This is a genomic window from Kitasatospora sp. NPDC004669 (assembly GCF_040609455.1).
In the GTDB taxonomy this organism is placed as follows: domain Bacteria; phylum Actinomycetota; class Actinomycetes; order Streptomycetales; family Streptomycetaceae; genus Kitasatospora.
On sequence record NZ_JBEXKB010000043.1, the window covers coordinates 42,448 to 63,700 of the forward strand.

Consider the following 21,253-nt stretch of genomic DNA (forward strand, 5'->3'; position numbering starts at 1 on the left):
CTGTGAGGTACGGGGGCGCCCGGGCCGGTCACGAGGCCGCCCGGCCGGGCGGGTTGGCGGCGGCCGGGCGACGGCCGGCCGCGGTGAGGCGGGGCAGCAGTTGGGCGGTGAGCAGTTGCTCGTACGCGCTCTGCACCGGTTCGACCTCGGCGAGAACCGCCTGCAGGTCGCGCAGCTCTGCCTCGGCCGCCGCGGTGCGCCGGGCCCGGCCGAGCGCCCGCACCAGCGCCCGGCGAAGCAGCACGATGCGCGAGCGGTAGGCGGCGGCCCGGCGGGACCACTGCACGCACCAGTCGCGGTAGTTGGCCATGCCGCGCACCCCGGCGCGCAGCAACTCGGCCTCGGCCGGGAGCAGGGCGCCGCGCTCGGCGCGGTCGATCAGGTGCAGCAGTGCGTCGACGTCCGGGTCGAGACGGGTGGTGGTCATGCGGCGTGGTCCCTTCGGGAGATGCGGGCGGCGGCGTCCTCGCGGCTCGGGTGCGGGGTGCGGCGGCGCGTCCAGGTGCCCGGCCGGTCGCCGGCGGCGTTGGTGCGGCGCCGGCACTGCTCGCCGACCGGGGCGCGGCACCAACCGCACGGCACGGCGAGGGCGTCGGGCCGTCCGGCCGCCGCGGCGGCCTCGCGGGCGGCCCGGGTCGGGCGAAACCGGGCGAGTTCGGCGGCGGCCTCGGCTGGCAGCGCGCGGCCGGCGCCGATGCGGGCGGCGACGCCCGGGTGCGGGCCGCCGGTCAGCTGCCGTGCGCTGCTCGGCGCGGCCTGCCCGGTCGCGACCGCCGTTCGCTGCGCCCGGATGGCGTCCTGGTAGCCGGCGACGTCGTCCGGGTCGACGTCCGGGCGCGGGTCGGTGTGTCGGTCGAGCAGCTTGCGGCGGTGGGCGATCCACGGGCGGGTGATGTCCACCGGCAGCACCGGGTACGGGCTGCTCGCCACGTGCCGGCGCAACACGGCGGCGGCGTCCCAGCCGCCCGGCGCGGTAGCGGGCACGTCGTACAGAAGCTCACACCAGTGAGCGAGCTGGGCAGCCGTCTCGGCGGCGTCGAGATGGGCGGTACGCGGGTCGATCCGGCCGGCGTAGGCGAGCAGCGCGGCCACCTGTTCGCGGGTCACGCGGTCCCCTCCGTCCGGTTGCCGGTGGACATCTCGTCGAGGGCGGCCTGCAACGCGGCGGCGTGCTGGTCGGCGCGGGACAGCCGGGTAGGCGGTACGGCCTGCAGGTGGCGGCCGGCCGACGGTGTGTCGGGCCGCTCGCGGGTGATCCACTGCTGCCAGTCGAGGCGCCACTGCTCGGCGGTCCGCCGCGGCCCTGTAGCCCGGTGGGCGCGCCACTTGGCCGTGGCGTGATCCACCCCGTCGAGTCCCAGTCGCTGCATGTGGCCAGCGGCCATGGCCCAGGCGAGCAGCGCGTCGTCGGGTTCCCAATCGGGTGGCAGAGCGCAGAGAGCAGACGACGCCGGCCCCCTACGGTTAGCACTCTCTCTACTACCCCCACCACCTACGGCCCGGGACGGGCCGGGCCGGGACAAGCGGGACACTCCCGCGCCGTCCGGGCGGGACACCCCGTCGTGACCTGCGGAATCCTCGGAATCTAGGGGTGAATCCGTGCCCGTTTCGTCGGCGTCCGGGTTCGGATCGGCGCCGGTTTCCGGCGCGTTCGCGGGCGAATCGGAGCCGTTTCGCCGGCGTGTGCGCCCCCGTTGCTTGCGGTCCGCCGCCCGCCGGCGCGTGTCCTCGACGCTCGCCCGGGTCGGGTTGTAGTGCAGGAAGTCGTGCATCAGGTAGCCGTCGCCGACGGGCCGGCAGCGCGGGCAGGTGTGTCCTGCCTCGTGCCACAACTCCGCCTTGACGAGCCTGGCTATCTGGGGGCCGGTGCCGAACATGGCGGCGACCACAGCCGGAACACGCCCCTCGGTCAGGTGCTGCGCGGCATAGGAACCCGCGCGCAGCCACAACCCCACCGCGGCATTGCCGGCCTTGATCAATTTGGGGTGACTGTAGGCAGAGTCATCAACTTTGAACCACGGCACGGGACTTGGACCCCTCATCTATGTTCGGGTGGGCGGTCGGTGCGGGTCGAGTCAGCGATGCGATGGCGTCGAGGCCATCCAACTGACCGGGAACGATGGGCAGTTCGGCATCTGCTGCGGCAGGGCGGCGCCGTCGACGGCGGGCCGGCGGGGTGGGCGAGGGGAGCGTCGCCGGGTAGGGGACGGCGTCGCCGTCGACCGCGAGCTGCAGCGCCGGCGGGCGGTCGCCCTTCATGCCGCGGCCGGCATGGGCCCGGCGTCGCCGCGGGCGCGGCCGATGGCGGCGATCCGGTCGCGATACCAGCGAGGCTCACCAGCGGCGTACGCCGCGCGCCACACTGCCCGAACGCCGTCGACGTCGACGGCGGCGACCGCCTCGGCGAGGAACATGCGGGCCGGCGCGACGACGGGGCCGCCGGCCGCCGCGGTCACGTCTCGCACTCCAGTTCGAGTGCATGGCGACCCGCAACAGTCTGCGCGGCGAGGCCGCGCAGCCGCTCGCCCAACTCGACGGCGACTCGATAGGAGAGGTCGACGGCGAGCAGCCCGTCGAGCGGCGGCAGTTGGTCGAGCAGCGCGGCTTGGCGCCGCTGCACGAGGGCCGACCACGGGCGGCGGCGCCGCATTCGCGACAGCGTGAGGCGTAGGCCGCGGCGTGCACGCTCGCGGGCGGCGTCCCGCGCCGCGGCTGCCGATTCGACGTCGTACTCGGCTGCTGCGGGGTTGGCCTGCCGCGCCTGGTGACGGCTGGCCGCGGCGGCGAGCGCCCGCAGCAACTCGCCGACGTGCTGCTCGTCGTCGACGTAGGCGACGGCGACGAGGTCGAGCAGCCTTTCGGCGGCGTCGGTCGCGTCGAGGCGGACCGTGTGGCCGTCCGGGTGCAGGAACGCGCGGATCATGCGGCCACACCCCCGGCCGCATTCCGGGCCGGGGCGCCGACGTACCGGGCGTAGACCCGGTGCTCACCCTCGACGGTCCGGGCGACCGCCTCGAACGCGCCCGCCGGCCCGTAGGCGAGCAGCTTCGCTGAACGGATCGCCTGCGCCGCGGACGCCGCCCGCGCGATGCTCCCAGCACGCTGCACGACCGCCCACTCGGCCGGCCGGTCGCGCAACACCCGGGAAATCCGACCGTGCTTGGTCTCGGCCACCGGCGGCGGCCCGCAGAACTCGACGACATCCCGCGCGGTGCTCATGCCGCCGCCCGCTCGACGGCGATACGGGGGCTGGTGTTCTGCTCGGCGGCGAGGCGTTCGGCTCGGGCGCGGTGGATGTGTGGCGCCAGAATGCGGGCGATCAAGCCGACTTGTTCGTCGGTGGGATCAGGCCACGCCCGCGACTGTGCAGGCTGGGCGACGTGGTCGTGAGTAGACATCCGCTCCCCCTCGTTCTCGTTGCGGAACAGAGACAGAGGGATCGCAGGAACGTGCAGCTCACGGCGGTGCATCTGTCTCTGTTTCGAGACACGAGCGACACTAGAACGGCCGATAGTGCACGTCAACGGCATATGCCGATTGGTCCAACCACAGGCATGTGCGCTTCAATGGGCCTGTTCGCGTAACGCGACACGAACGGAGATGAGAAACGATGTGGGAGTCGACCCCGTTCGCCGACATGGTGCGCGAAGCAGCGGAACCCGACGGCGTGACCTACCGAAAGCTAGCCGAGCGCGCCATCGACCCAAGGACAGGCCAGAGCCTCAACCACAACGCGCTCTGGAAGATCGCCAACGGCGACCCGATCAAGATCAGTCCGTGGATCGTGAGGGCTGTCGCCGTGGCCATCGACAGGGACGAGCGGGACGTCCAGTTGGCAGCCGCCGAGCAGTACATCGGACTCACGGCCGGCGACCCGTTCGACGCAACCACCCCCGAGGCAGCCGTCGTCGTCGCCCATGTGCCGGGGCTGCGCAAGGCGGACATGCCGCGGGTGGAGGAACTGCTGAGGCGCTTCGCGTCTGGGGATGCGGAATCTGGGCACTCAACTAGTTGAACTCGCAACCGGAACATGCGTGACCAGCAGTGTTGCCGGCGGTACTGTGAGCAAGTTCGATTCGTATGCATGTGCGAATCGGGCGTTCGGCATGCTCACAGGGGGAAGATCATGATCAAAGTCCGCCGAACCCGACTAGACCCAGGCGCGCCGGCCGTCGTCCGCGTAGCCGCCGGGCACCTCGTGCTCTGCGTCGACGACCGGCACGTCACCCCGACCGGCGCCACAGCCATCGAGACAGCTCTCAACGGTCTGGCCGGCCGCCCCGACCACGGCCCCGAGCCGAGTGGCAACGACTCATGACCTTCCGCACCAACGCCGATGGGCCGCACAGCAAACGCTGTGCGGCCCATCGGCGTCCCTGCACTATGCAACTAGGTCCAACCGCCGAGGCGTGACCGTCACGAACGGCTCTGCGGACTCGGGGCGAATCCCGCGGCCGACAGGCTTCACACGGACGTCGAGCAGCGTTTCCACGATCAGCCGCTGCTGAGGCAAATCGAGCGCATCCCAAGCCGCCTCGATCTCCTCACGCGTCGCACCAGCGATACCGCGCACGACCGACGGCACGCGCAAGCTGCTCGAAAGCCGCTCCGCCTCGGCGATCTTGGGCAGCAGACCGGCCTCGATCGCCGCGAAACTCTCCGCCGACATCGTCCCGTCGATCGCCGCCTGACGGAACGACCCAAGCCGCGCCCGCAACACCTTGATCTCCCCCTCGGCGTCCGCGACCCGCTGCGCGCGTTCCTCGTCGCTCTTGACGTAGGCCTCGATGAACCCCGGCGACGCGAGCCAGTCGAACAGCTCCGACTTGACGTAGTCGTCGGCGAGTTGCATGTCGAAGCTGACGTGATAGCCCTTGGCGTCGCCCTGCCCGGGCTGCATGCAGTTCAGACGCCGCATCTTGGTGCCCTTGGCCGTGGCCGTCGCCGGGGCACCATTGATCCCAGAGAACAGAGGTGAGCTGCAGACGTCACAGACTGCATTGCCCGGAAGCAGGTACTTGGCCCGACCCGGCCGCTTGTTGTAGGTCGTCGACGTACGCCGCTTCCCGATCACTGCCAGGCACTGGGCGTGAGTGCCGGGGTCCGTAATCCTCGGCCAAGCCTCATCGTGGGTGGCAACCCCGTTATGTGTGCGCACGCCGATGTACCGCGGATCACTCGCGAACTGAGTGACCGTTGCCGGCCACCACTGCCCCGCGATCAGCGGAAGCGCGCGTTCGTTGAAGTCCCTTGCGATCTCCTTCGCCGCCTCGCCTTCGTCGAACCGGCGGATCACCTCGGCCCTGATCGCACGATGCTGCGGGTGCTCGCCGATCTGAAGCCACGCCATCCGGTCGACCTGCTTCGCGGTCCAGAACTCGGTGGGCGGAACAACACGGCGCACGTTCAGGTCGTCGGCGATCCGCTTATACGCCTGCCCGGCCGCGACGCGCTCGCAAATCTCCCGGACGATCTCCGCCTGCTCCGGGACGATCTCCGTCCGCAGGTACGCCCCGGTTTTCTCGTCGTAGACCCGCCGGTAGCCGTACGGTGCCCGGCCGTGCGGACGGCCCTCGGCCGCATTCGACCGCAGGGCCCGCATGACGTTGTCGCGCAGCTCGTCGACCTCGCGCTCACCGACGAGCGCGTCGAGGCCGGTACGGAAGCGGTCGTCCTTGTCGGACAGGTCATAGACCTTCCCGCCGTAGCACCACAGCACGCCGGCACGCGCGCACGCGTCCCGCAGGCGGACGTACACCGCGAGGTCGCGCTGCAGACGAGTCGAGGCCCAAGCGATCACGATGTCGAGCCGCCCATGCTCGATGTCGTCGAGCAGGCGCTCAAAGTCGTTCCGAACGGTCTGCGTGGCGTGGCGAGAGGCGGAGATCCCATCGTCGACGTACTCGCCGTGCTCGCCGATCACCACGCCGAGCCGGTCGGCGTCCTCGCGCCCCGCGGTGAGCTGCTCCGCGACCGACCGGTGCCGGCTGCTCTTCTGTCCCCGGTACTGGCTCTTGCGGGCGTACAGGCCACCCCGCAGGCCCGCATACGACCGCTGCCCCGCCCGACGCCGAGCGAGTGTCTTCAAGCTCACAAGGTCCCCCAATCATGTGATCATCACGATTATGGCTAGCTCGGGGTTACCTTCTTCACCCAGTTCGTCGACCCGTCGTACGGGCAGCCCGTGCTCTCCTTCGGCCTGCTCGGCGGGATCCTGCAGGCCTTCAGCCTGCTCTACCTCTCACTGCTGATCTTCACCGGCACCACGCTGGCCACCGCCTTCCGCCGCCGCAAGCGCCTCTCCGCGACGCTGACCAGCGGCGTCGCCGTGCTGTTCGCCGGCTTCGCCGCGAAGCTGGCGGTCTCCTCCGTGTGAGGTGAGCCGACTACCGGTCGCAGCGCTTGCCCTGCTCCGGCGCCTCCCCGGTCAGCAGGAAGTGGTTGACCGCGCCGTCCACGCAGGTGCTGTGCCGCCCGTACGCGGTGTGGCCGTCCCCGTCGTAGGTGAGCAGGCGGCCGGACTCCAGCTGCCCGGCCAGGGAGCGGGCCCAGTCGTACGGGGTGGCCGGGTCGCGGGTGGTGCCGACGACGACGATCGGGGCGGCGCCGGCGGCCCGGATGGTGTGCGCCGCGCCGGTGGCCCGGACCGGCCAGTAGGCGCAGGTCAGCGCCATCCAGGCCATGTCGCGCCCAAAGTGCGGCGAGGCCCGCTCGAAGTCGGGCACCGCCCGCTGGACGTCCTCCGGCGAGCGGAACGGGGCGGGCAGGTCGAGGCAGTTCACCGCCGTGTTGGCGAACATCAGGTTGGGGTACGAGCCGTCCGCCTCGCGCCCGTAGTAGGAGTCGGAGAGCTTGAGCAGCCCGGTGCCGTCGCCCGCCTTGGCGTCGGAGAGCGCGCTGCGCAACTTGGGCCAGAGGAAGTCGGCGTACAGCGACTGGATGACCCCGGTGGTCGCCTGGGAGCCGGTGAGCCGGCGCCCGTTGTCGGTGCTCGGTAGCGGCTGGTCGTGGACGGCCGTGAGCAGGGCGGCGAGCTGCTCGTCGACCTGCTGCTCGGTTCGGCCGAGCGGGCAGTCCTCGCGCTTGGCACAGTCTTCGGCGAAGGCGGCCCAGGCGGTCTCGAAGCCGCTGGCCTGGGTGCGGTTGTCGGCCACCGAGTCGAGTGCCGGGTCCATCGCGCCGTCCAGCACCACCCGTCCGACCCGGCTCGGGAAGAGCCCGGCGTAGGTGGCGCCGAGGAAGGTGCCGTAGGACTTGCCGACGTAGTTCAGCCGTTCGTCGCCGAGCAGGGCGCGCAGCACGTCCATGTCGCGGGCCGCCTCGACGGTGCTGAGGTGGCCGAGCGCGGCCCCGGCCTGCCGGTGGCAGCCCTCGGCGAACTCCTTGTCGGCGGCGACCAGCGCGTCGATCGCCCGCTGGTCCCCGGGATCGAGGTCGGCGGCGGTGAAGGCGTCCATCCGCTCGCCGTTCAGGCAGCTGACGGGGTTGCTGCGGCCGACCCCGCGCGGGTCGAAACCGACCAGGTCGTACCGGGCGCGCACCGAGCGGTCGTAGGTCCGGGCGACGGCCTCCAGGTACTCGATCGCCGAGCCGCCGGGCCCGCCCGGGTTGAGCAGCAGGGAGCCCAGCCGGGTGTCGACACCTGAGGTGGCCTCAGCGGGGACGGCCGCCGCCCGGGCCGCCGAGAGGGTGAGGTCGCCGTCCCCCGGGCGGTCGTAGTCCATCGGCACCCGGAAGGTGGTGCACTCGAACCCGCCGTCGCAGGGCTGCCAGACCGGCCGCTGCGCGTAGTACGGCGCGAGCGCGGCCGGGACGGCGGCGGGCAGCGGCTCCAACGGGGTGACAGCGGCCGCGCCGGAGCCCGTCGAGTCGGACGCGGCCTGCCCGGACACCCCGCTCGAACCCGCGGAACCGTCCGGACCGGACCGCCCCGCGCTGCACCCACCCGCCGAGACCGCCAGCAGCCCGACCACCAGCACTGCGGCCGCCGCCCGAACCCGCCGCCCGAAGGCCCTCATCCGCTTCCCTTCCACGAACTCCACGAACCACGAGCTCCACGAACCACACGAAAGTACGAGAGCGAGGAAACGCGGCTGCCCGGTACCCACCCCGGGTACCGGGCAGCGTAACGCCCGCTCAACCGCCATTCAGGACACCTTCACCAGCGCCTCGGCCAGGAACTGCGCCGCCTGCCGGACCAGCCGCAGCCGCTCCCGGTCGGGGCTGAAGTCCTGCACGTTGTCCGAGATCCGCACCTCGGCCTTGGCCGCCGGGCCGGGGCCGGCCTTGAGCGCGGCCTGGAGCTTGCGGGCCGCGTCCAGCCCGGCGGCGTCGGCCTTGGCCGCGGCGAGCAGCAGCTTGGCCGAGCTGCCCGCCGGGGCCTCGGCGCCGGTCTGGGTGAGTGCGGCGGCGTCGTACCGGCCGGAGACCGCCGCGGCCACGCCGTACAGGTCCGGACGGGCCAGCCCTGCCGCGGCCGCGCACGGCGCGCCGCCCTCGACGCCGAGGGTGCCCCAGGAGGCCGGGCCGGGCGGCAGGGTGCGGAAGGACGTCGCGATGGTGGTGCGCAGCGCCACGTCGTCGGAGACCGCGGCCGGGGCGGCGGCGACCAGCTCGCAGGGGTGTGCGGTGCCGTTCGGCGCCTCGGGGGCGACCAGGATGAACGGATGGGCCCGGCCGCCCTGCAGGGCCTCGCCGATGCCCTCGAAGACGTCCGGAACCTCGGCGTCAGCGGTCTTGCGCGGCGCGGCGGCGTGCATCACGACGACCGGGAAGCGCGCGTTCGGCTCCTTGGCGTACTGCGGCGGCAGCCAGACCCGGACGTTGCGCGGCTTCCCGTCAGGGCCGACCACCGCGGACTGCAGCAGCTCGCCGCCGCCCGGGTGCCCGACGTTGTCGAAGCGACTGACCACGGCGGGCGTCGCGGAAGCGGAAACGGAAGCGGTAGCAGCGGCAGCGGCAGTGGCAGTGGCAGTGGCAGTGGCAGTGGCAGTGACGACGCCGGCCGCAGCCGGAGCGGCCGAGGCCGACTCGGTCAGCGTCGGCGGCGCCGCCGGCTGCCGGACCGCCGCACTCGCGCCGGAACCCGCCCAGGCCCCCGCCGCGGCCGCGTCCACGGCGGGCGCCGACCGGTCCGCCTCCGGCCTGCCCCGGCCGAGGCCGCCGAAGGCCCCGAGTGCGGTGAGCAGCGTCAACGCGCTGACGCACACCCCGCAGACCATCGCCCCCGCCGCCCGCAGCAGCATCGGCCACCGGTCCCCCGCCAGCTCGTAGGTCTTGGCGGCGCGCAGGTCACGCCAGCGCTGGAGCGCGCCGCGCGCCAGCAAGATGCCGCCGACGGCGGCGGCCAGCATGGGGATGACGAGGAGCGGACGAACCACGGAACGCACCACCTCGGAGAAAGGCCGGCGCCGGACCGGCCCGGTGCCGTACGGGGGGCGACCACTCCGGCGGCGGGCCCTCCCGACACAGGAGGGGGCCCGGGGTACGGCCGGGGCGCAGTCGGCCCTCCAGCGTGCACAACGGGCGCACCGTCACACGCGGGTGTGCCCGGCGAGTATCGCCCGTTCACTCGAAGGTGGGATGCCGGGCCGACTCCGGGAGGCCTACCGGGGGACCGGAACGGGCTCAGCCCGCCCGCAGCGCCACCGTCATCGCCTCGACCGCGAGCAGCGGGTCCACGTTGCGGTCCAGCGCCTGGCGGCAGGCGAGCACCGCCTCGATCCGGCGCAGCGTGCCCTCGGCCGGCCCGGCCTGGGCGACCCGGTTCAGCGCCTGCCGCTGGTCCTCGTTGGCGAGCGCGCCGGTGGAGCCGAGCTGGATCGCCAGCACGTCCCGGTAGAAGCCGAGCAGATCGAGCAGCGCGACCCCGAGGGTCTCCCGGCGGGTGCGGGTGGCGCGGCTCTTCTGCCGCTTCTCCAGTTCCTTCACCGCCCCGGCCATGCCACGCGGCGCCTTGCTGCCCTCGGCGGCACCGTAGGCGGCCTTCAGGTCGTCGGTCTCCTTGGCGTCCTGGGTCTCGGCGAGCGCCTCGGCGTCGGCCTTGGCGGTGTCGACCAGGCGCTGGGCGGCGCTCAGGCAGCCGCCGATGTCGGAGACCTCCAGCGGGATCCGCAGCACCTCGGTGCGGCGGGTACGGGCCTGCTCGTCCACGGCGAGGCGGCGCGCGCGCTCGATGTCGCCCTGCCCTGCGAGCGCGGCCAGCCGGGCGGCCTCCGGCTCGACCCCGTCCCGGCGGACCAGCATGTCGGCGACGGCCCCGGCCGAGGGCGTGCGCAGCACGAGCAGCCGGCAGCGCGAGCGGATGGTCGGCAGCACGTCCTGGACGGAGGGCGCGCAGAGCAGCCAGACGGTGCGCGGGGAGGGCTCCTCCACGCCCTTGAGCAGCGCGTTCGCGGCGGCCTCGGTGAGCCGGTGCGCGGCGTCCACCAGGATCACCGACCAACGACCGCCGGTCGGGTAGCTGGAGGCGCGCAGCACCAGGTCACGCATGTCGCCGACGCCGATGGACAGACCGTCGGTCCGCACGTACTTGACGTCGGCGTGGCTGCCGGCCAGCACGGTGTGGCAGCCGTCGCAGAACCCGCAGCCGGGCGTGCCGCCGAGCGCGAGATCGGGGCTGGTGCACTGCAGGGCGGCGGCGAAGGCGCGCGCGGCGGTGACCTGCCCGGCCCCGGGCGGGCCCGTGAACAGCCAGGCGTGCGTCATCAGGGAGGCGTTCCCGCCCTGCTCCGGGGCGGCGCCACGGCCGGCCTCGACCGCCGCCCCGGCCGCCCGGGCGGCGGCGGTCAGCTGCTCGACCACCCGCTCTTGGCCCACCAGGTCGTCCCAGACGGCCACCGCTGCTCCCAAGCTCAGTACGACAGCGCTCCCGGCGCCGATTCCCCGCCGTCGAGCATACGTCTCCGCCCCGACAGCCACTGCTCCGTCCGGGTCACCCCGGGTACGGACCGCGCCGGTACGACGGCGGGCGGCGCCGCCGGGGACCACTGCCCCGACGGCGCCGCCCGTCAACGGTGCGAAAGGGGCTCAGCCCCGACGGCCCCAGCGCCGACCCTTGCCCTTGCCGCCGTCCTCGCCCCGGTCGTCCCCGTCGCCTCGGTCGTCCCCGTCGCGCCGGTCCTGGCCGTCGTGCGGGTGCCGCCCCTCGCCACCGCCCTGCTCCCAGCGCGCCCACTCGTCGCGCGAGCCGAGCAGGGTGTCGGTCAGGCTCGGCAGGTCGTCCATCGGGGTCTGCTCGGCCCACTCAGGCCGGGGCCGCTCCGCCGTGGGCCGGTCGACGCCGGGCTGAGGCTCGGCGCCCGCCTGCCGCCCGTCGACCACCGGCAGCTCACGCGTGCTGTCCACCGGCTCACCGGGCCGGCGGCCCGGCTCGACCCGGGGCAGCACCGCGGTCTCGTCCACCGCCGGAACCTTCGGCAGCACGGCGGTCTCGTCCACGGTCGGGGCCGGCACCACCGGCAGCTTGGCGGTGGCATCGGCCGCAGCGGCCGGGTCGGCAGCCCGGACGGCCGCCGACCGGTCCCGCAGCGACAGCTCCCGCGTCGCCTCGTCGCCGAGCCCCGCCGAGGCGTCCCGCGAGCCGCCCTGCGGCGTCTCCCGAACCGCCCGCAGCTGCGTGGTCGCCGCGTCCCCGACCTCGGGCCGCCCCTCGGCCCGGTCCGCCGCCGTCTCGGCGGCAGCGGAGGCCGCCGCGAGCGCCGCGGCCTGCGCCAGCCGGGCCTCCTCGGCCCGCTGCAGCGCCTCCTCCGCCCGGCGGCGCTGCTCCTCGCGGGCCAGCTCCCGCTGCCGCTGGAGCTCCGCCTGGGCGGCCGCCTCGTCGGCGATCCGCTTGCGCTCGGCGGCCTCCGCGGCCAGCCGGGCCTGCTCGGCGGCACGGCGCTCGGCCTCCTCCTCCGCCCGGCGCTTCGCTTCCTCCTCCGCGCGGCGGCGGGCCTCCTCCTCGGCCTTGCGCCGCGCCTCGGCTGCGGCCCGCTCGGCCTCCTCCTTGGCCAGCCGCTCCTGCTCGGCCTGCTCGGCCCGCAGCTGCGCCAGCACCTCCTGGCGCTTGCGCTCGGCGGCCTCCGCCTCGGCCTTCTTGCGGGCCTCCTCGGCGGCGCGCCGCTCGGCCTCCTCCTTCGCCAGCCGCTCCTGCTCGGCGCGGGCGGCCTTCTCCTGCTCGGAGAGCGGCAGCTCGCGGTCCAACCGGTGCCGGATGGCGGTGGTGACGAAGCCGGGGGCCTGGCTGCCGTCCACGACCAGGTAGCGCGCCGGGTCCGCGGCCGCGAGGGCGAGGAAGCCGGCTCGGACCCGCTGGTGGAACTCGGTGGGCTCGGACTCCAGCCGGTCCAGCGCCTCGGTGAAGCGCTCCCGGGCCTTGGTGGGGTCGACGTCCAGCACCACGGTCAGGTCGGGCAGCAGCCCGCCGGTGGCCCAGCGGGAGATCCGGGCGACCTCGGTGGCGGCCAGGTCGCGCCCGGCACCCTGGTAGGCGATCGAGGAGTCCATGTACCGGTCGGTGATCACCACGGCGCCGCGGGCGAGAGCCGGCCGGATGACGTTCTCGACGTGCTCGGCCCGGTCGGCGGCGTAGATCAGCGCCTCGGCGCGGTGCGACAGGCCGGTGTTGCCGACGTCCAGGACCAGGCCGCGCAGCCGCTGCCCGACCGGGCTGCCGCCGGGCTCGCGGGTGAGCACGACCTCGTGCCCCTTGCCGCGGATCCACTCGGCGAGTGCCTGGGCCTGGGTGGACTTGCCGGCGCCGTCGCCGCCCTCCAGGGCGATGAAGAAGCCGGTGCCGGCGCCGCGGTGCGGCACCGGGCCGCTGCCGCCGCGCACCGCGTCCACCAGGTCCTTGGCGAACGGGGCGGTGCCGCGCCGGTCGTCGGTGCGCAGCAGCACCACGGCCGCGAGCACCAGCGTGAGCAGGCCCGAGGTGGCGACGGCGAGGGCCGCGCCACCGTGGATGAAGGTGAAGGAACCGGGCTCGACGGTGCCGTACTCGACGTCCCCGTAAGCGGCGGCGATCAGCGGGACGACCACCAGCGCGGCCGCGACCACGGCCCGGAGCACCGCGTACAGGTGCTCGGCGACCTTGGGCAGCCGGGCCTCCTCGACCTCCTGGGCGAGCAGGGTGCGCCCGGCCGAGACCACGATCCCGGCGGCCAGACCGGCCAGCGCGGTGAGCAGCAGGACCAGCACGAAGTCCAGCACCAGCCCGGCCAGGATCAGCGCGACGCCCTCGGTGAGCAGCGCCAGCGCGAGCAGCCGGCGACGGGAGAGCGAGGGCAGGGTGACCCGGGTGAGCCGGGCGCCCAGCGCCGGGGCGAGGGCCGCGGCGAGCACGATCAGGCCGTAGCCGATCGGACCGGCCCGGTGCTCGGCGGCGGTGAGCAGCGCCAGCGCGGCGACGCCCGCCATCGAGGCGAAGCCGGCCGCGACGGCGAAGGTGAAGTACGGGGCGCTGCCGGTTCGGCCCTTGCTCAGCGCGGGCCCGGGGGTGGCGTCGGTCGGGGCGCGCAGGCCGGTCAGCGGCGAGTGCGGGGCGACGGCCACCGGGCCGCCGGGCAGCTGCTGGAGGTAGCCGCGGACGGCCGAGGCGGCGAACAGGCCGGCCGCGCCGAGCGCCGCGAAGGTCAGCTGGTGGGCGCGCAGCCAGTCCGAGCCGAGCGCCGCGCCGATGTTGTTGACCAGGGTGAAGGCGACCAGTCCGACGGCCGCGAGCGGCACGGTGACCCAGCCGGTGAAGCGGTCGATGCCGCGGACGGTGTCCAGGTTGGCCGCGGCCGGCCGCTGCTCGGCGGCGGGCGCGTAGGGATTGGCCGGCGGCAGCAGCCCGGGGACGGCGGCGGTCTTGGCGATCCCCCAGACCCGTTCGGCCGCGCCGGTGACGAACACGGTGGCGAGCAGGACGTAGGTGGCCGCGCCCGACGGCTGCGGGCCGGAGCTCAGCCAGACCGTCCACCACGGCGCCAGGGCGATCAGCAGGGCGCGCAGCGCGTCGGCGCCGAACAGCGTCCAGCGCCGGTCGAGCTTCCCGGCGACCAGCTGGTGCACCGGCTCCAGCAGCGCCACGCCGACCAGCCCGGTGGCCGCCACCCGGACGGCGAGGACGGCGGCGGTGGCGAAGGCGAGGCTGCGCGGCAGGTCGCCGAGCTGGCCGCCCTGGGCGGCCGCGATCACGGTGAGCGCCAACAGCACCAGCAAACCGAGCCGGTCGGCGGTGCCGCCGATCAGCTGGGTGGTCCACAGCCGCCGGTAGGGGCGGGTCCGCAGCAGCGCCCGGGCCCGGTCCACGGGGGTTCCGGCGGGCGCGACCTCGGACAGGTCGGCCACGGTGGCTCCGGCGGCCCGGGCGGCGCTGGGGGTGGGCTGCTCCTCGCTCGTCATACGGCCAGCGTAGCGGGCCGGGCTTTGCCCGATTGAGACGAACGGGGTTCCGGTTCCCGGTCATCACCGGCCTGTGACGATCCCTGCACAGACCTCGGGCCCGCGCCCCCGGGTGGAGGCGCGGGCCCGATTCCGCTCTCGGCGGGCTGTCGTCGGATCAGCCCTCGTCGGTGGCGGCGGTCTTGCCGGTCGCCGTCTTGCTCGCCGCGGTCTTCTTGGCGGCCGTCTTCTTGGCCGTCGCCGTCTTGGTGGCGGTCTTCTTGGCGGCCGTCTTCTTGGCGGCGGTCTTGGTCGCCGTCGTCTTGGTGGTGGTGGTCTTCTTGGCCGCCGCCTTCTTCGCCGGGGCCTTCTTCGCCGCCTTCTTCACCGGCCCGCGGGCCCGCTTCTCGGCGAGCAGCTCGTAGCCGCGCTCCGGCGTGATGGTCTCGACGTCGTCGTCCTTGCGCAGCGTGGCGTTGGTCTCGCCGTCGGTCACGTACGGGCCGAAGCGGCCGTCCTTGACCACCACCGGACGCTCGCTGACCGGGTCGGTGCCCAGCTCCTTGAGCGGCGGGGCCGCAGCGGCCCGGCCGCGCTGCTTGGGCTGGGCGTAGATCGCCAGCGCCTCGTCGAGGGTGATCGTGAAGATCTGGTCCTCGCTGGTGAGCGAACGCGAGTCGGTGCCGCGCTTGAGGTACGGGCCGTAACGGCCGTTCTGCGCGGTGATCTCCGCGCCCTCGGCGTCGGTGCCGACCACGCGCGGCAGCGAGAGCAGCCGCAGCGCGTCCTCCAGGGTGACGCTGTCCAGCGCCATCGACTTGAACAGCGAGGCGGTACGCGGCTTGACCGCGTTCTTGCCGGTCTTGGGCGTGCCCTCGGGCAGGATCTCGGTCACGTACGGGCCGTAGCGGCCGTCCTTGGCGACCAGCATGTTGCCGCTGACCGGGTCCGGGCCGAGCTCGAAGTCGCCGCTGGGCTTGGCCAGCAGCTCCTCGGCCAGCTCGACGGTCAGCTCGTCCGGCGGCAGGTCGTCCGGGATGTCGGCGCGCTGGCCGGGCTCACCCTCGACGGCGGAGGCGCGCTCGACGTACGGGCCGTAGCGGCCGACCCGCAGGGTGATGTCGTCGCTGACCCTGAACGAGCTGATCTCCCGGGCGTCGATCGCGCCGAGGTCGGTGACCAGCTCCTTCAGGCCGCCCAGGTGGTCGCCGTCGCCGTTGCCGGCCTCGGCGGCGCCGCCCGCGGCGTGGCCCTCGCCCTCGCCGAAGTAGAAGCGCTTCAGCCACGGCACGGACTGCGCCTCACCGGCGGCGATCCGGTCGAGGTCGTCCTCCATCTTGGCGGTGAAGTCGTAGTCGACCAGCCGGCCGAAGTGCTTCTCCAGCAGGTTGACCACGGCGAAGGAGAGGAAGGACGGGACGAGCGCCGTGCCCTTCTTGAACACGTACCGGCGCTGGATGATCGTGTCGATGATCGACGCGTAGGTGGAGGGGCGGCCGATCTCCCGGTCCTCCAGCTCCTTGACCAGCGAGGCCTCGGTGTAGCGGGCCGGCGGCTTGGTGGCGTGGCCCTCCGGGGTGATCCGCTCGGCGGCCAGCGGGTCGCCCTGGGCGACCTGCGGCAGCCGGCGCTCGCGGTCGTCGAGCTCGGCGTTCGGGTCGTCGGCACCCTCGACGTAGGCCTTGAGGAAGCCGTGGAAGGTGATGATCTTGCCGGAGGCGGAGAACTCGACGTCCCGGCCGTCGGCGGAGGCGCCGCCGACCCGGACGGTGACGGACTGGCCGACCGCGTCCTTCATCTGCGAGGCGACGGTGCGCATCCAGATCAGCTCGTACAGCCTGAAGTCGTCGCCGGCCAGGCCGGTCTCGGCCGGGGTGCGGAAGCGGTCGCCGGAGGGGCGGACGGCCTCGTGCGCCTCCTGGGCGTTCTTGACCTTGCTGGCGTAGGTGCGCGGGGCGTCCGGCAGGTAGTCGGCGCCGTAGAGCTGGGTGACCTGCGCGCGGGCGGCGGCGACCGCGGTGTCCGACAGCGTGGTGGAGTCGGTACGCATATAGGTGATGAAGCCGTTCTCGTACAGCTTCTGGGCCACCTGCATGGTCCGCTTGGCGCCGAAGCCCAGCTTGCGACTGGCCTCCTGCTGGAGCGTGGTGGTGCGGAACGGCGCGTACGGCGAGCGGCGGTAGGGCTTGGACTCGACACTGCGGACGCTGAACGCGGTCTGCGCCAGGGCGGCGGCCAGCTGGCGGGCCGCCTGCTCGTCCAGGTGCAGGGTGTTGGCGCTGCCGGCCTTCAGCCGGCCGTCCGGGCCGAAGTCGCGGCCGCTGGCGATCCGCTTGCCGTCCACCGAGGCGAGCCGGGCGCCGAAGGTCTCCGGGTTGGCGGAGTCCACCGGGGTGCGGCCGGTGCCGAAGGTGCCGACCAGGTCCCAGTACGAGGCGGTGCGGAAGGCCACCCGCTCGCGCTCGCGCTCGACCACCAGACGGGTCGCGACGGACTGCACCCGGCCCGCCGACAGCTTCGGCATGACCTTCTTCCACAGCACCGGCGAGACCTCGAAGCCGTACAGCCGGTCGAGGATGCGGCGGGTCTCCTGGGCGTCGACCAGGCGCTGGTTGAGCTCGCGCGGGTTGGCCACGGCCTCCTGGATCGCCGACTTGGTGATCTCGTGGAACACCATCCGGTGCACCGGCACCTTGGGCTTCAGCACCTGCTGGAGGTGCCAGGCGATGGCCTCGCCCTCGCGGTCCTCATCGGTGGCCAGGAAGAGCTCGTCGGACTCCGCGAGCAGCGACTTCAACTTGCTGACCTGGGACTTCTTGTCCGCGTTGACCACGTAGATGGGCGCGAAGTCGTGGTCGACGTCCACCCCGAGGCGGCGCACCTCGCCGGTGTACTTGTCCGGCACCTCGGCCGCCGTGCTGGGGAGGTCGCGGATGTGCCCAACGCTCGCCTCGACGATGTAGCCGGGGCCCAGGTAGCCCTTGATCGTCTTCGCCTTGGCCGGCGACTCGACAATGACGAGTCGCTGTCCGTGCGCGGTCTCGCTGCTCGGGGACACCTTCGCTCTTCTCTCCCGGTCCTTATGTGGCTGGTCGGCGCCGGCAGCACGGGCTGCGCTCCGCCCGACCCCTCCACCGTCCCGGGCTGCCGCTGCACGACACCCCACCAGCGGAGTGTGACCGTACCCCGGCCACCCTTGTCAAACGGACGGATCCCGCGTTTTCACTTGCCGGGCTCACCGACGCCACTCGAACGGTAACCCGATGACGGAGGTTCGCGCCCCGTGGAGGGGGGCTTCGGCAGGTTCCGGAGGATGGAATGACGGATTTCAAGATCTGTCAACGGAAAAATCGCCGCGCTTCCGGTATTGCGCTCTCCGGATCGCGCCAGGGATTACCGGCATGGTTGTTACGGCTGACATGTCCGATACGTCTGATGTGTTTGGTACAGGCGGTACGACTGAGGCTCCCGGTACGGCTGGGCCGTCCGGTACCGCCGTGACCTCAGCGGCCGACCGCTGCCAGCAGCCCGGTGCCCGCCGCCAGACAGCACACGCCCAGGGCGCTCCACAGCAGGTCGGCGGCCGCCGTCCGGCCGACCTCCCCCGCCGCCAGCACCGCCCGGCAGGGCCGGTCGGGGTCGTAGCAGACCCGCACCGAGGCCCCGGGCCCGAACCGCTCCGGACGGCGCAGCGGGGTGTGTCCGCGCGGACGGGTGAGCACCAGCTCCGAGATCCGGCCACCGCCGGACCCGTCGACCGGGGGAAGCACGGAGAAGGAGAGCAGCGGCGCGCTGTCGAGCTGCCCGTGCGCGTCGCTCTCGGCGACCACCGCGGCCACCGTCGACACCCCCAGCCGGCGCACCCGGTGGCGCAGGCGCACTTCGGCGGCGCACCAGAGCAGCAGCACGCCACCGAAGAGGGCGAGCACCAGCCCACCCACCGTCGCCGTCGTCGTGTCCACCCCTGGCCCCCGGCTCCCCAGCTCTGTCCACAGCCTGTGGACGGAGAGCCTCACAGTGTCGGACCAACGGGGCGCGGCCACCCGGGGACCACCGGACGAACCGGAGGGCACGGGCGGGTGAACCGAGGGCTGTCCACGAAGCGTTCCACTGAGCGGGGGCACCGGACCGGCGGTCACCGAACCGGGGCCACCCGACGAGGGTCGCCGGATGGAGCCCGGACGGGGATCACCGAACGGGGATCACCGAACGGGGTTGATGAACCCCTGCTCGGTCAGCAGCCGCAGCGACTCCGGCACCCGGTCCCGCAGGACCACCCGGTCCTCGCCCAGCAGCTGCGCGATGGCGTCCACGATCTCGCCCGCCGACAGCGACCCGTCGCAGACCCCGACGAAGCCGGCACCCACGGTGTCCACCTTGGTGGCCCGCCGCATGCCCCGGTTGTGACGCAGGATCACGTGCTCCGGGTCCTCCGCCCCCGGCGCGCCGACCTGCTCCTGGACCACCTCGTCGGCCAGCACGTAGCGGGCCGCGAGCAGGCCCGCGTCGTCCTGCGAACGCAGGAAGTCCTGCCGGTCGAACCACTCCTCGATGTGCGGACCGAGCGGCTGCTCCACCGGGTGCGGCCACTCCTCCACCCGGACGGTCGGGCTCTCGGCGCCGCTCGCCCGCAGGGTGATCCAGCCCATGCCGATGCCCTCGACCCGGCCCGCCTCGAAGGCGTCCAGCCACTCTCCGTACCGGGCCTGGTAGTCGCCGCCGGGGCCGCGGTGGTCGCCGCCGTCACGCAGCCACAACTCGGCGTACTGGGCGACGTCCTGGACCTCGCGCTGGACGATCCAGGCGTCCAGCCCGGTGCCCGCCACCCAGCCGGCCAGCCGCTCGTGCCAGTCCTCGCCCTTGACGTGCTGCCAGTTGGCGAGCAACTGGCAGTAGCCGCCCGGCTCCAGGTGCTCGGCGGCCGAGCGCACCAGACTGCGGCACAGGTCGTCCCCGGCCATGCCGCCGTCGCGGTAGGTGAACCGGCCGGCCGGCGAGATGACGAACGGCGGGTTGGAGACGATCAGGTCGAACTTCCGCTCCCCGACCGGCTCGAAGAGGCTCCCGGCGGCCGCCTCGGTGTTGTCGAAACCGGACAGCGCCAGGGTCAGCTCGGTGAACCGCAGCGCGCGCGGGTTGAGGTCGGTGGAGACCACCTGCTGGGCGTGCCGGGCCGCGTGCAGCGCCTGCACACCCGAGCCCGAGCCGAGGTCCAGCGCGGCCCGGACGGGGCGGCGCACGGTGATGTTGGCCAGTGTCGTGGACGCCCCGCCGACCCCCAGCACCAGATCCTTGCGGGCCACCCCGTGCGCGGTCTCCCCGGAGCCGATGCCGCCCGCGCCGCCCACCGCGCAGCCCAGGTCGGAGACCACCCAGGCATCCGAACTGGGCAGCCCGGCAACCTCGTTGGCGTACGGCCGGACGTCCACCGTGGCACGCACCAGATCCCCGTCGGACCGCAGCCAGCCGTCCGCCAGGCAGTCCTCCACCGGCAGCGCGGCGGCCGCCGCCTTGTACGGCACCGGCTGCTGCAGCAGGAACAGCCGCACCAGGGTCTCCAGCGGGCTGCCACCCCGCGTCGCACGCAGCGCCGGGACCGCCTCGCTACGGGCCAACGCCGCGTAGCCGGTGGGCCCCAAGAGGTCCAGGCAACCATCGGCGGTGAAGGACGCGGCCAGCAGCGCCTCACGCAGCTTGGCCAGACGGGTCGGGTCGAGAACGGGGCTACTGATCACCCTGCCATTGTCCCCCGCTCCACCCCGCCCCCGCCCCACCAGCCCACCCGAGGGCGGCCGACGCCCGCCCACCGGAACCCGCCCGGGGCGCAACCGCCCGGAGCCCGCGCCCGTCCCTCCGGCGGAGCGCCTCGCCGCTCGAACCGGCGCGTCGACCCCGGCACCACCGACACGGACCAGGCGCCTCGCCCGGCGGCAACCGGCCCGCACAGGCGACGGCCGTGGCCGCTCCTGCGAGCGACCCCGGCTGCTACTGCCCCTTTGGTTCCCGTCCTCTGTCCCCGTCCTCTGTCCCCGTTCGCCGGTCCCCGTTCTCCGGTCGCCGTCCTCGGGTTGCCGTCCTCGGGTTGCCGCCCTCGATCAGCTCGCGCTGGGGGCCGGGGTCGACGGGGTGGACGCCGTCGACGGGGTGGACGCCGGAGTGGTGGCGGCGCCTGCGGAGGGGGTGGCCGCCGGGCTCGCGCTGCCCGTCGCACCGGGCGTGGGAGTACCGCTGGGGGCGCCGGTCGTGGCAGACGCTCCGGCGCTCGGGGTCCCGCTCGCGCCCCCAGCGGCCGGGGAGCCGCCGGCACTGCCGCTCGCACCCGCGGTCGGGGTGGTCTGGCTGGGCTTGCAGCCCTCCTGCTTGGCCATCGCCGCGCCGAGTTCGCCGCGCTGCAGCTTGCTCTGCGCCTGGGTCGACAGCGAGGCCAGCTGCTGCACCTGGTCGGCGACACTGCGCAGCCCGTCCGCGAACTTCGCCTGGTCGTTGTTGGCCAGCGCATCCAGCTTCTTCTGGACGTCCAGGTAGCCGTCGGACGCCTTCTTCAGCTCGTCGACGGTGTCCTTCTGCAGGGTCGCGCCGTCGGCGACCTTGGGCGCGCCGGCCGCGTCGATGGCGGCCGCGATGTCCTGGTTGGTCTTGGCCAGCCGCCCGATGTCCGTCGAGAGCCGCTTCTGCAGGTCGGCCGGGGACTCGCCGGTCTTCACCTGGCCGGTGTCCGCGAGCGCGGACTGCGCCTGGGCGATCGGGTCCTTGGCCGCGCCGCAGACGTTCGACGCCCAGGACTCCAGCTGCTTGCTGTTGTCGTCGCCGCAGCCGACGGCGCCGAACGCGAGCAGCACGCCGAGGGCGGGTACGGCCAGCAGTCGCTTGTTCACCGGGAGAAGCCTTTCGGTTTCGGTCGTCTTCG

At 73.6% G+C, this 21,253-nt stretch carries 17 protein-coding genes and 1 pseudogene; 3 read left to right on the plus strand and 15 right to left on the minus strand.

All coding sequences use genetic code 11. The features are described from left to right. Positions 1-28: 28 nt before the first annotated feature. The 6 genes from ABZW30_RS30115 to ABZW30_RS30140 all read right to left on the minus strand — a co-directional run bounded on the left by ABZW30_RS30115 (position 29) and on the right by ABZW30_RS30140 (position 3,219). Positions 29-427, minus strand: a complete 399-nt coding sequence (locus ABZW30_RS30115) for a hypothetical protein (protein WP_355674364.1) — start codon at positions 425-427, stop codon at positions 29-31. Next, positions 424-1,107: a hypothetical protein gene (locus ABZW30_RS30120; RefSeq protein WP_355674365.1), complete on the minus strand. Its 684-nt coding sequence runs from the start codon at positions 1,105-1,107 to the stop codon at positions 424-426. The genes ABZW30_RS30115 and ABZW30_RS30120 overlap by 4 nt, the downstream gene beginning before the upstream one ends. After that, positions 1,104-1,979 carry a mucin-2 gene (locus ABZW30_RS30125; protein ID WP_355674366.1) on the minus strand — a complete coding sequence of 292 codons (876 nt, stop codon included), beginning with the start codon at positions 1,977-1,979 and terminating at the stop codon, positions 1,104-1,106. The genes ABZW30_RS30120 and ABZW30_RS30125 overlap by 4 nt, the downstream gene beginning before the upstream one ends. 276 nt (positions 1,980-2,255) lie before the next feature. Beyond that, the gene (locus tag ABZW30_RS30130) at positions 2,256-2,456 is read right to left on the minus strand and encodes a hypothetical protein (RefSeq protein ID WP_355674367.1); all 201 of its coding nucleotides are present in this window, start codon (positions 2,454-2,456) and stop codon (positions 2,256-2,258) included. Continuing rightward, positions 2,453-2,923, minus strand: a complete 471-nt coding sequence (locus ABZW30_RS30135) for a hypothetical protein (protein WP_355674368.1) — start codon at positions 2,921-2,923, stop codon at positions 2,453-2,455. The genes ABZW30_RS30130 and ABZW30_RS30135 overlap by 4 nt, the downstream gene beginning before the upstream one ends. Further along, positions 2,920-3,219 carry a hypothetical protein gene (locus ABZW30_RS30140; protein WP_355674369.1) on the minus strand — a complete coding sequence of 100 codons (300 nt, stop codon included), beginning with the start codon at positions 3,217-3,219 and terminating at the stop codon, positions 2,920-2,922. Before ABZW30_RS30140 ends, ABZW30_RS30135 begins: the two co-directional genes overlap by 4 nt. A gap of 391 nt (positions 3,220-3,610) precedes the next feature. Between ABZW30_RS30140 and ABZW30_RS30145 the strand changes: the two genes are divergently transcribed. Then, on the plus strand, positions 3,611-4,015 hold the full coding sequence (locus tag ABZW30_RS30145) for a hypothetical protein (protein ID WP_355674370.1): 405 nt from the start codon (positions 3,611-3,613) through the stop codon (positions 4,013-4,015). Between the two features lie 111 nt (positions 4,016-4,126). Further along, entirely contained in the window at positions 4,127-4,318 is a 192-nt protein-coding gene (locus tag ABZW30_RS30150) for a hypothetical protein (RefSeq protein WP_355674371.1), read from the plus strand. A gap of 63 nt (positions 4,319-4,381) precedes the next feature. Here ABZW30_RS30150 and ABZW30_RS30155 read toward each other — a convergent pair whose 3' ends face one another. Next, positions 4,382-6,088: a recombinase family protein gene (locus ABZW30_RS30155; RefSeq protein WP_355674372.1), complete on the minus strand. Its 1,707-nt coding sequence runs from the start codon at positions 6,086-6,088 to the stop codon at positions 4,382-4,384. A 51-nt stretch (positions 6,089-6,139) separates the two neighbouring features. Here ABZW30_RS30155 and ABZW30_RS30160 point away from each other — a divergent pair. After that, positions 6,140-6,376: pseudogene (locus ABZW30_RS30160) on the plus strand (LysE family transporter); the annotation flags it as partial. A 10-nt stretch (positions 6,377-6,386) separates the two neighbouring features. On the opposite strand, the gene ABZW30_RS30165 reads toward ABZW30_RS30160, so the two are convergent. The 8 genes from ABZW30_RS30165 to ABZW30_RS30200 all read right to left on the minus strand — a co-directional run bounded on the left by ABZW30_RS30165 (position 6,387) and on the right by ABZW30_RS30200 (position 21,221). Further along, the gene (locus ABZW30_RS30165) at positions 6,387-8,018 is read right to left on the minus strand and encodes an alpha/beta hydrolase (RefSeq protein ID WP_355674393.1); all 1,632 of its coding nucleotides are present in this window, start codon (positions 8,016-8,018) and stop codon (positions 6,387-6,389) included. 129 nt (positions 8,019-8,147) lie between these two features. Next, on the minus strand, positions 8,148-9,380 hold the full coding sequence (locus ABZW30_RS30170; RefSeq protein WP_355674373.1) for a hypothetical protein: 1,233 nt from the start codon (positions 9,378-9,380) through the stop codon (positions 8,148-8,150). A 247-nt stretch (positions 9,381-9,627) separates the two neighbouring features. Beyond that, positions 9,628-10,839, minus strand: coding sequence for a DNA polymerase III subunit delta' (locus tag ABZW30_RS30175; protein WP_355674374.1), 1,212 nt, complete (start codon positions 10,837-10,839; stop codon positions 9,628-9,630). 189 nt (positions 10,840-11,028) lie between these two features. Continuing rightward, positions 11,029-14,367, minus strand: a complete 3,339-nt coding sequence (tmk, locus tag ABZW30_RS30180) for a dTMP kinase (RefSeq protein ID WP_355674375.1) — start codon at positions 14,365-14,367, stop codon at positions 11,029-11,031. 157 nt (positions 14,368-14,524) lie between these two features. Next, on the minus strand, positions 14,525-17,404 hold the full coding sequence (gene topA, locus ABZW30_RS30185; RefSeq protein ID WP_355674376.1) for a type I DNA topoisomerase: 2,880 nt from the start codon (positions 17,402-17,404) through the stop codon (positions 14,525-14,527). A gap of 445 nt (positions 17,405-17,849) precedes the next feature. After that, positions 17,850-18,308 carry a DUF3592 domain-containing protein gene (locus ABZW30_RS30190; RefSeq protein WP_355674377.1) on the minus strand — a complete coding sequence of 153 codons (459 nt, stop codon included), beginning with the start codon at positions 18,306-18,308 and terminating at the stop codon, positions 17,850-17,852. Positions 18,309-18,548: 240 nt separating this feature from the next. Beyond that, the gene (locus ABZW30_RS30195; protein ID WP_355674378.1) at positions 18,549-20,081 is read right to left on the minus strand and encodes a methyltransferase; all 1,533 of its coding nucleotides are present in this window, start codon (positions 20,079-20,081) and stop codon (positions 18,549-18,551) included. Positions 20,082-20,441: 360 nt separating this feature from the next. Next, positions 20,442-21,221, minus strand: a complete 780-nt coding sequence (locus ABZW30_RS30200) for a small secreted protein (protein ID WP_355674379.1) — start codon at positions 21,219-21,221, stop codon at positions 20,442-20,444. Positions 21,222-21,253: the final 32 nt, after the last annotated feature.

Bases quoted from the DNA above. Each gene is read 5' to 3' on its own strand.
- tmk (WP_355674375.1), bottom strand. From the start codon at position 14,367: ATGACGAGCGAGGAGCAGCCCACCCCCAGCGCCGCCCGGGCCGCCGGA.
- ABZW30_RS30165 (WP_355674393.1), bottom strand. From the start codon at position 8,018: ATGAGGGCCTTCGGGCGGCGGGTTCGGGCGGCGGCCGCAGTGCTGGTG.
- ABZW30_RS30140 (WP_355674369.1), bottom strand. From the start codon at position 3,219: ATGAGCACCGCGCGGGATGTCGTCGAGTTCTGCGGGCCGCCGCCGGTG.
- ABZW30_RS30135 (WP_355674368.1), bottom strand. From the start codon at position 2,923: ATGATCCGCGCGTTCCTGCACCCGGACGGCCACACGGTCCGCCTCGAC.
- ABZW30_RS30115 (WP_355674364.1), bottom strand. From the start codon at position 427: ATGACCACCACCCGTCTCGACCCGGACGTCGACGCACTGCTGCACCTG.
- ABZW30_RS30145 (WP_355674370.1), top strand. From the start codon at position 3,611: ATGTGGGAGTCGACCCCGTTCGCCGACATGGTGCGCGAAGCAGCGGAA.
- ABZW30_RS30150 (WP_355674371.1), top strand. From the start codon at position 4,127: ATGATCAAAGTCCGCCGAACCCGACTAGACCCAGGCGCGCCGGCCGTC.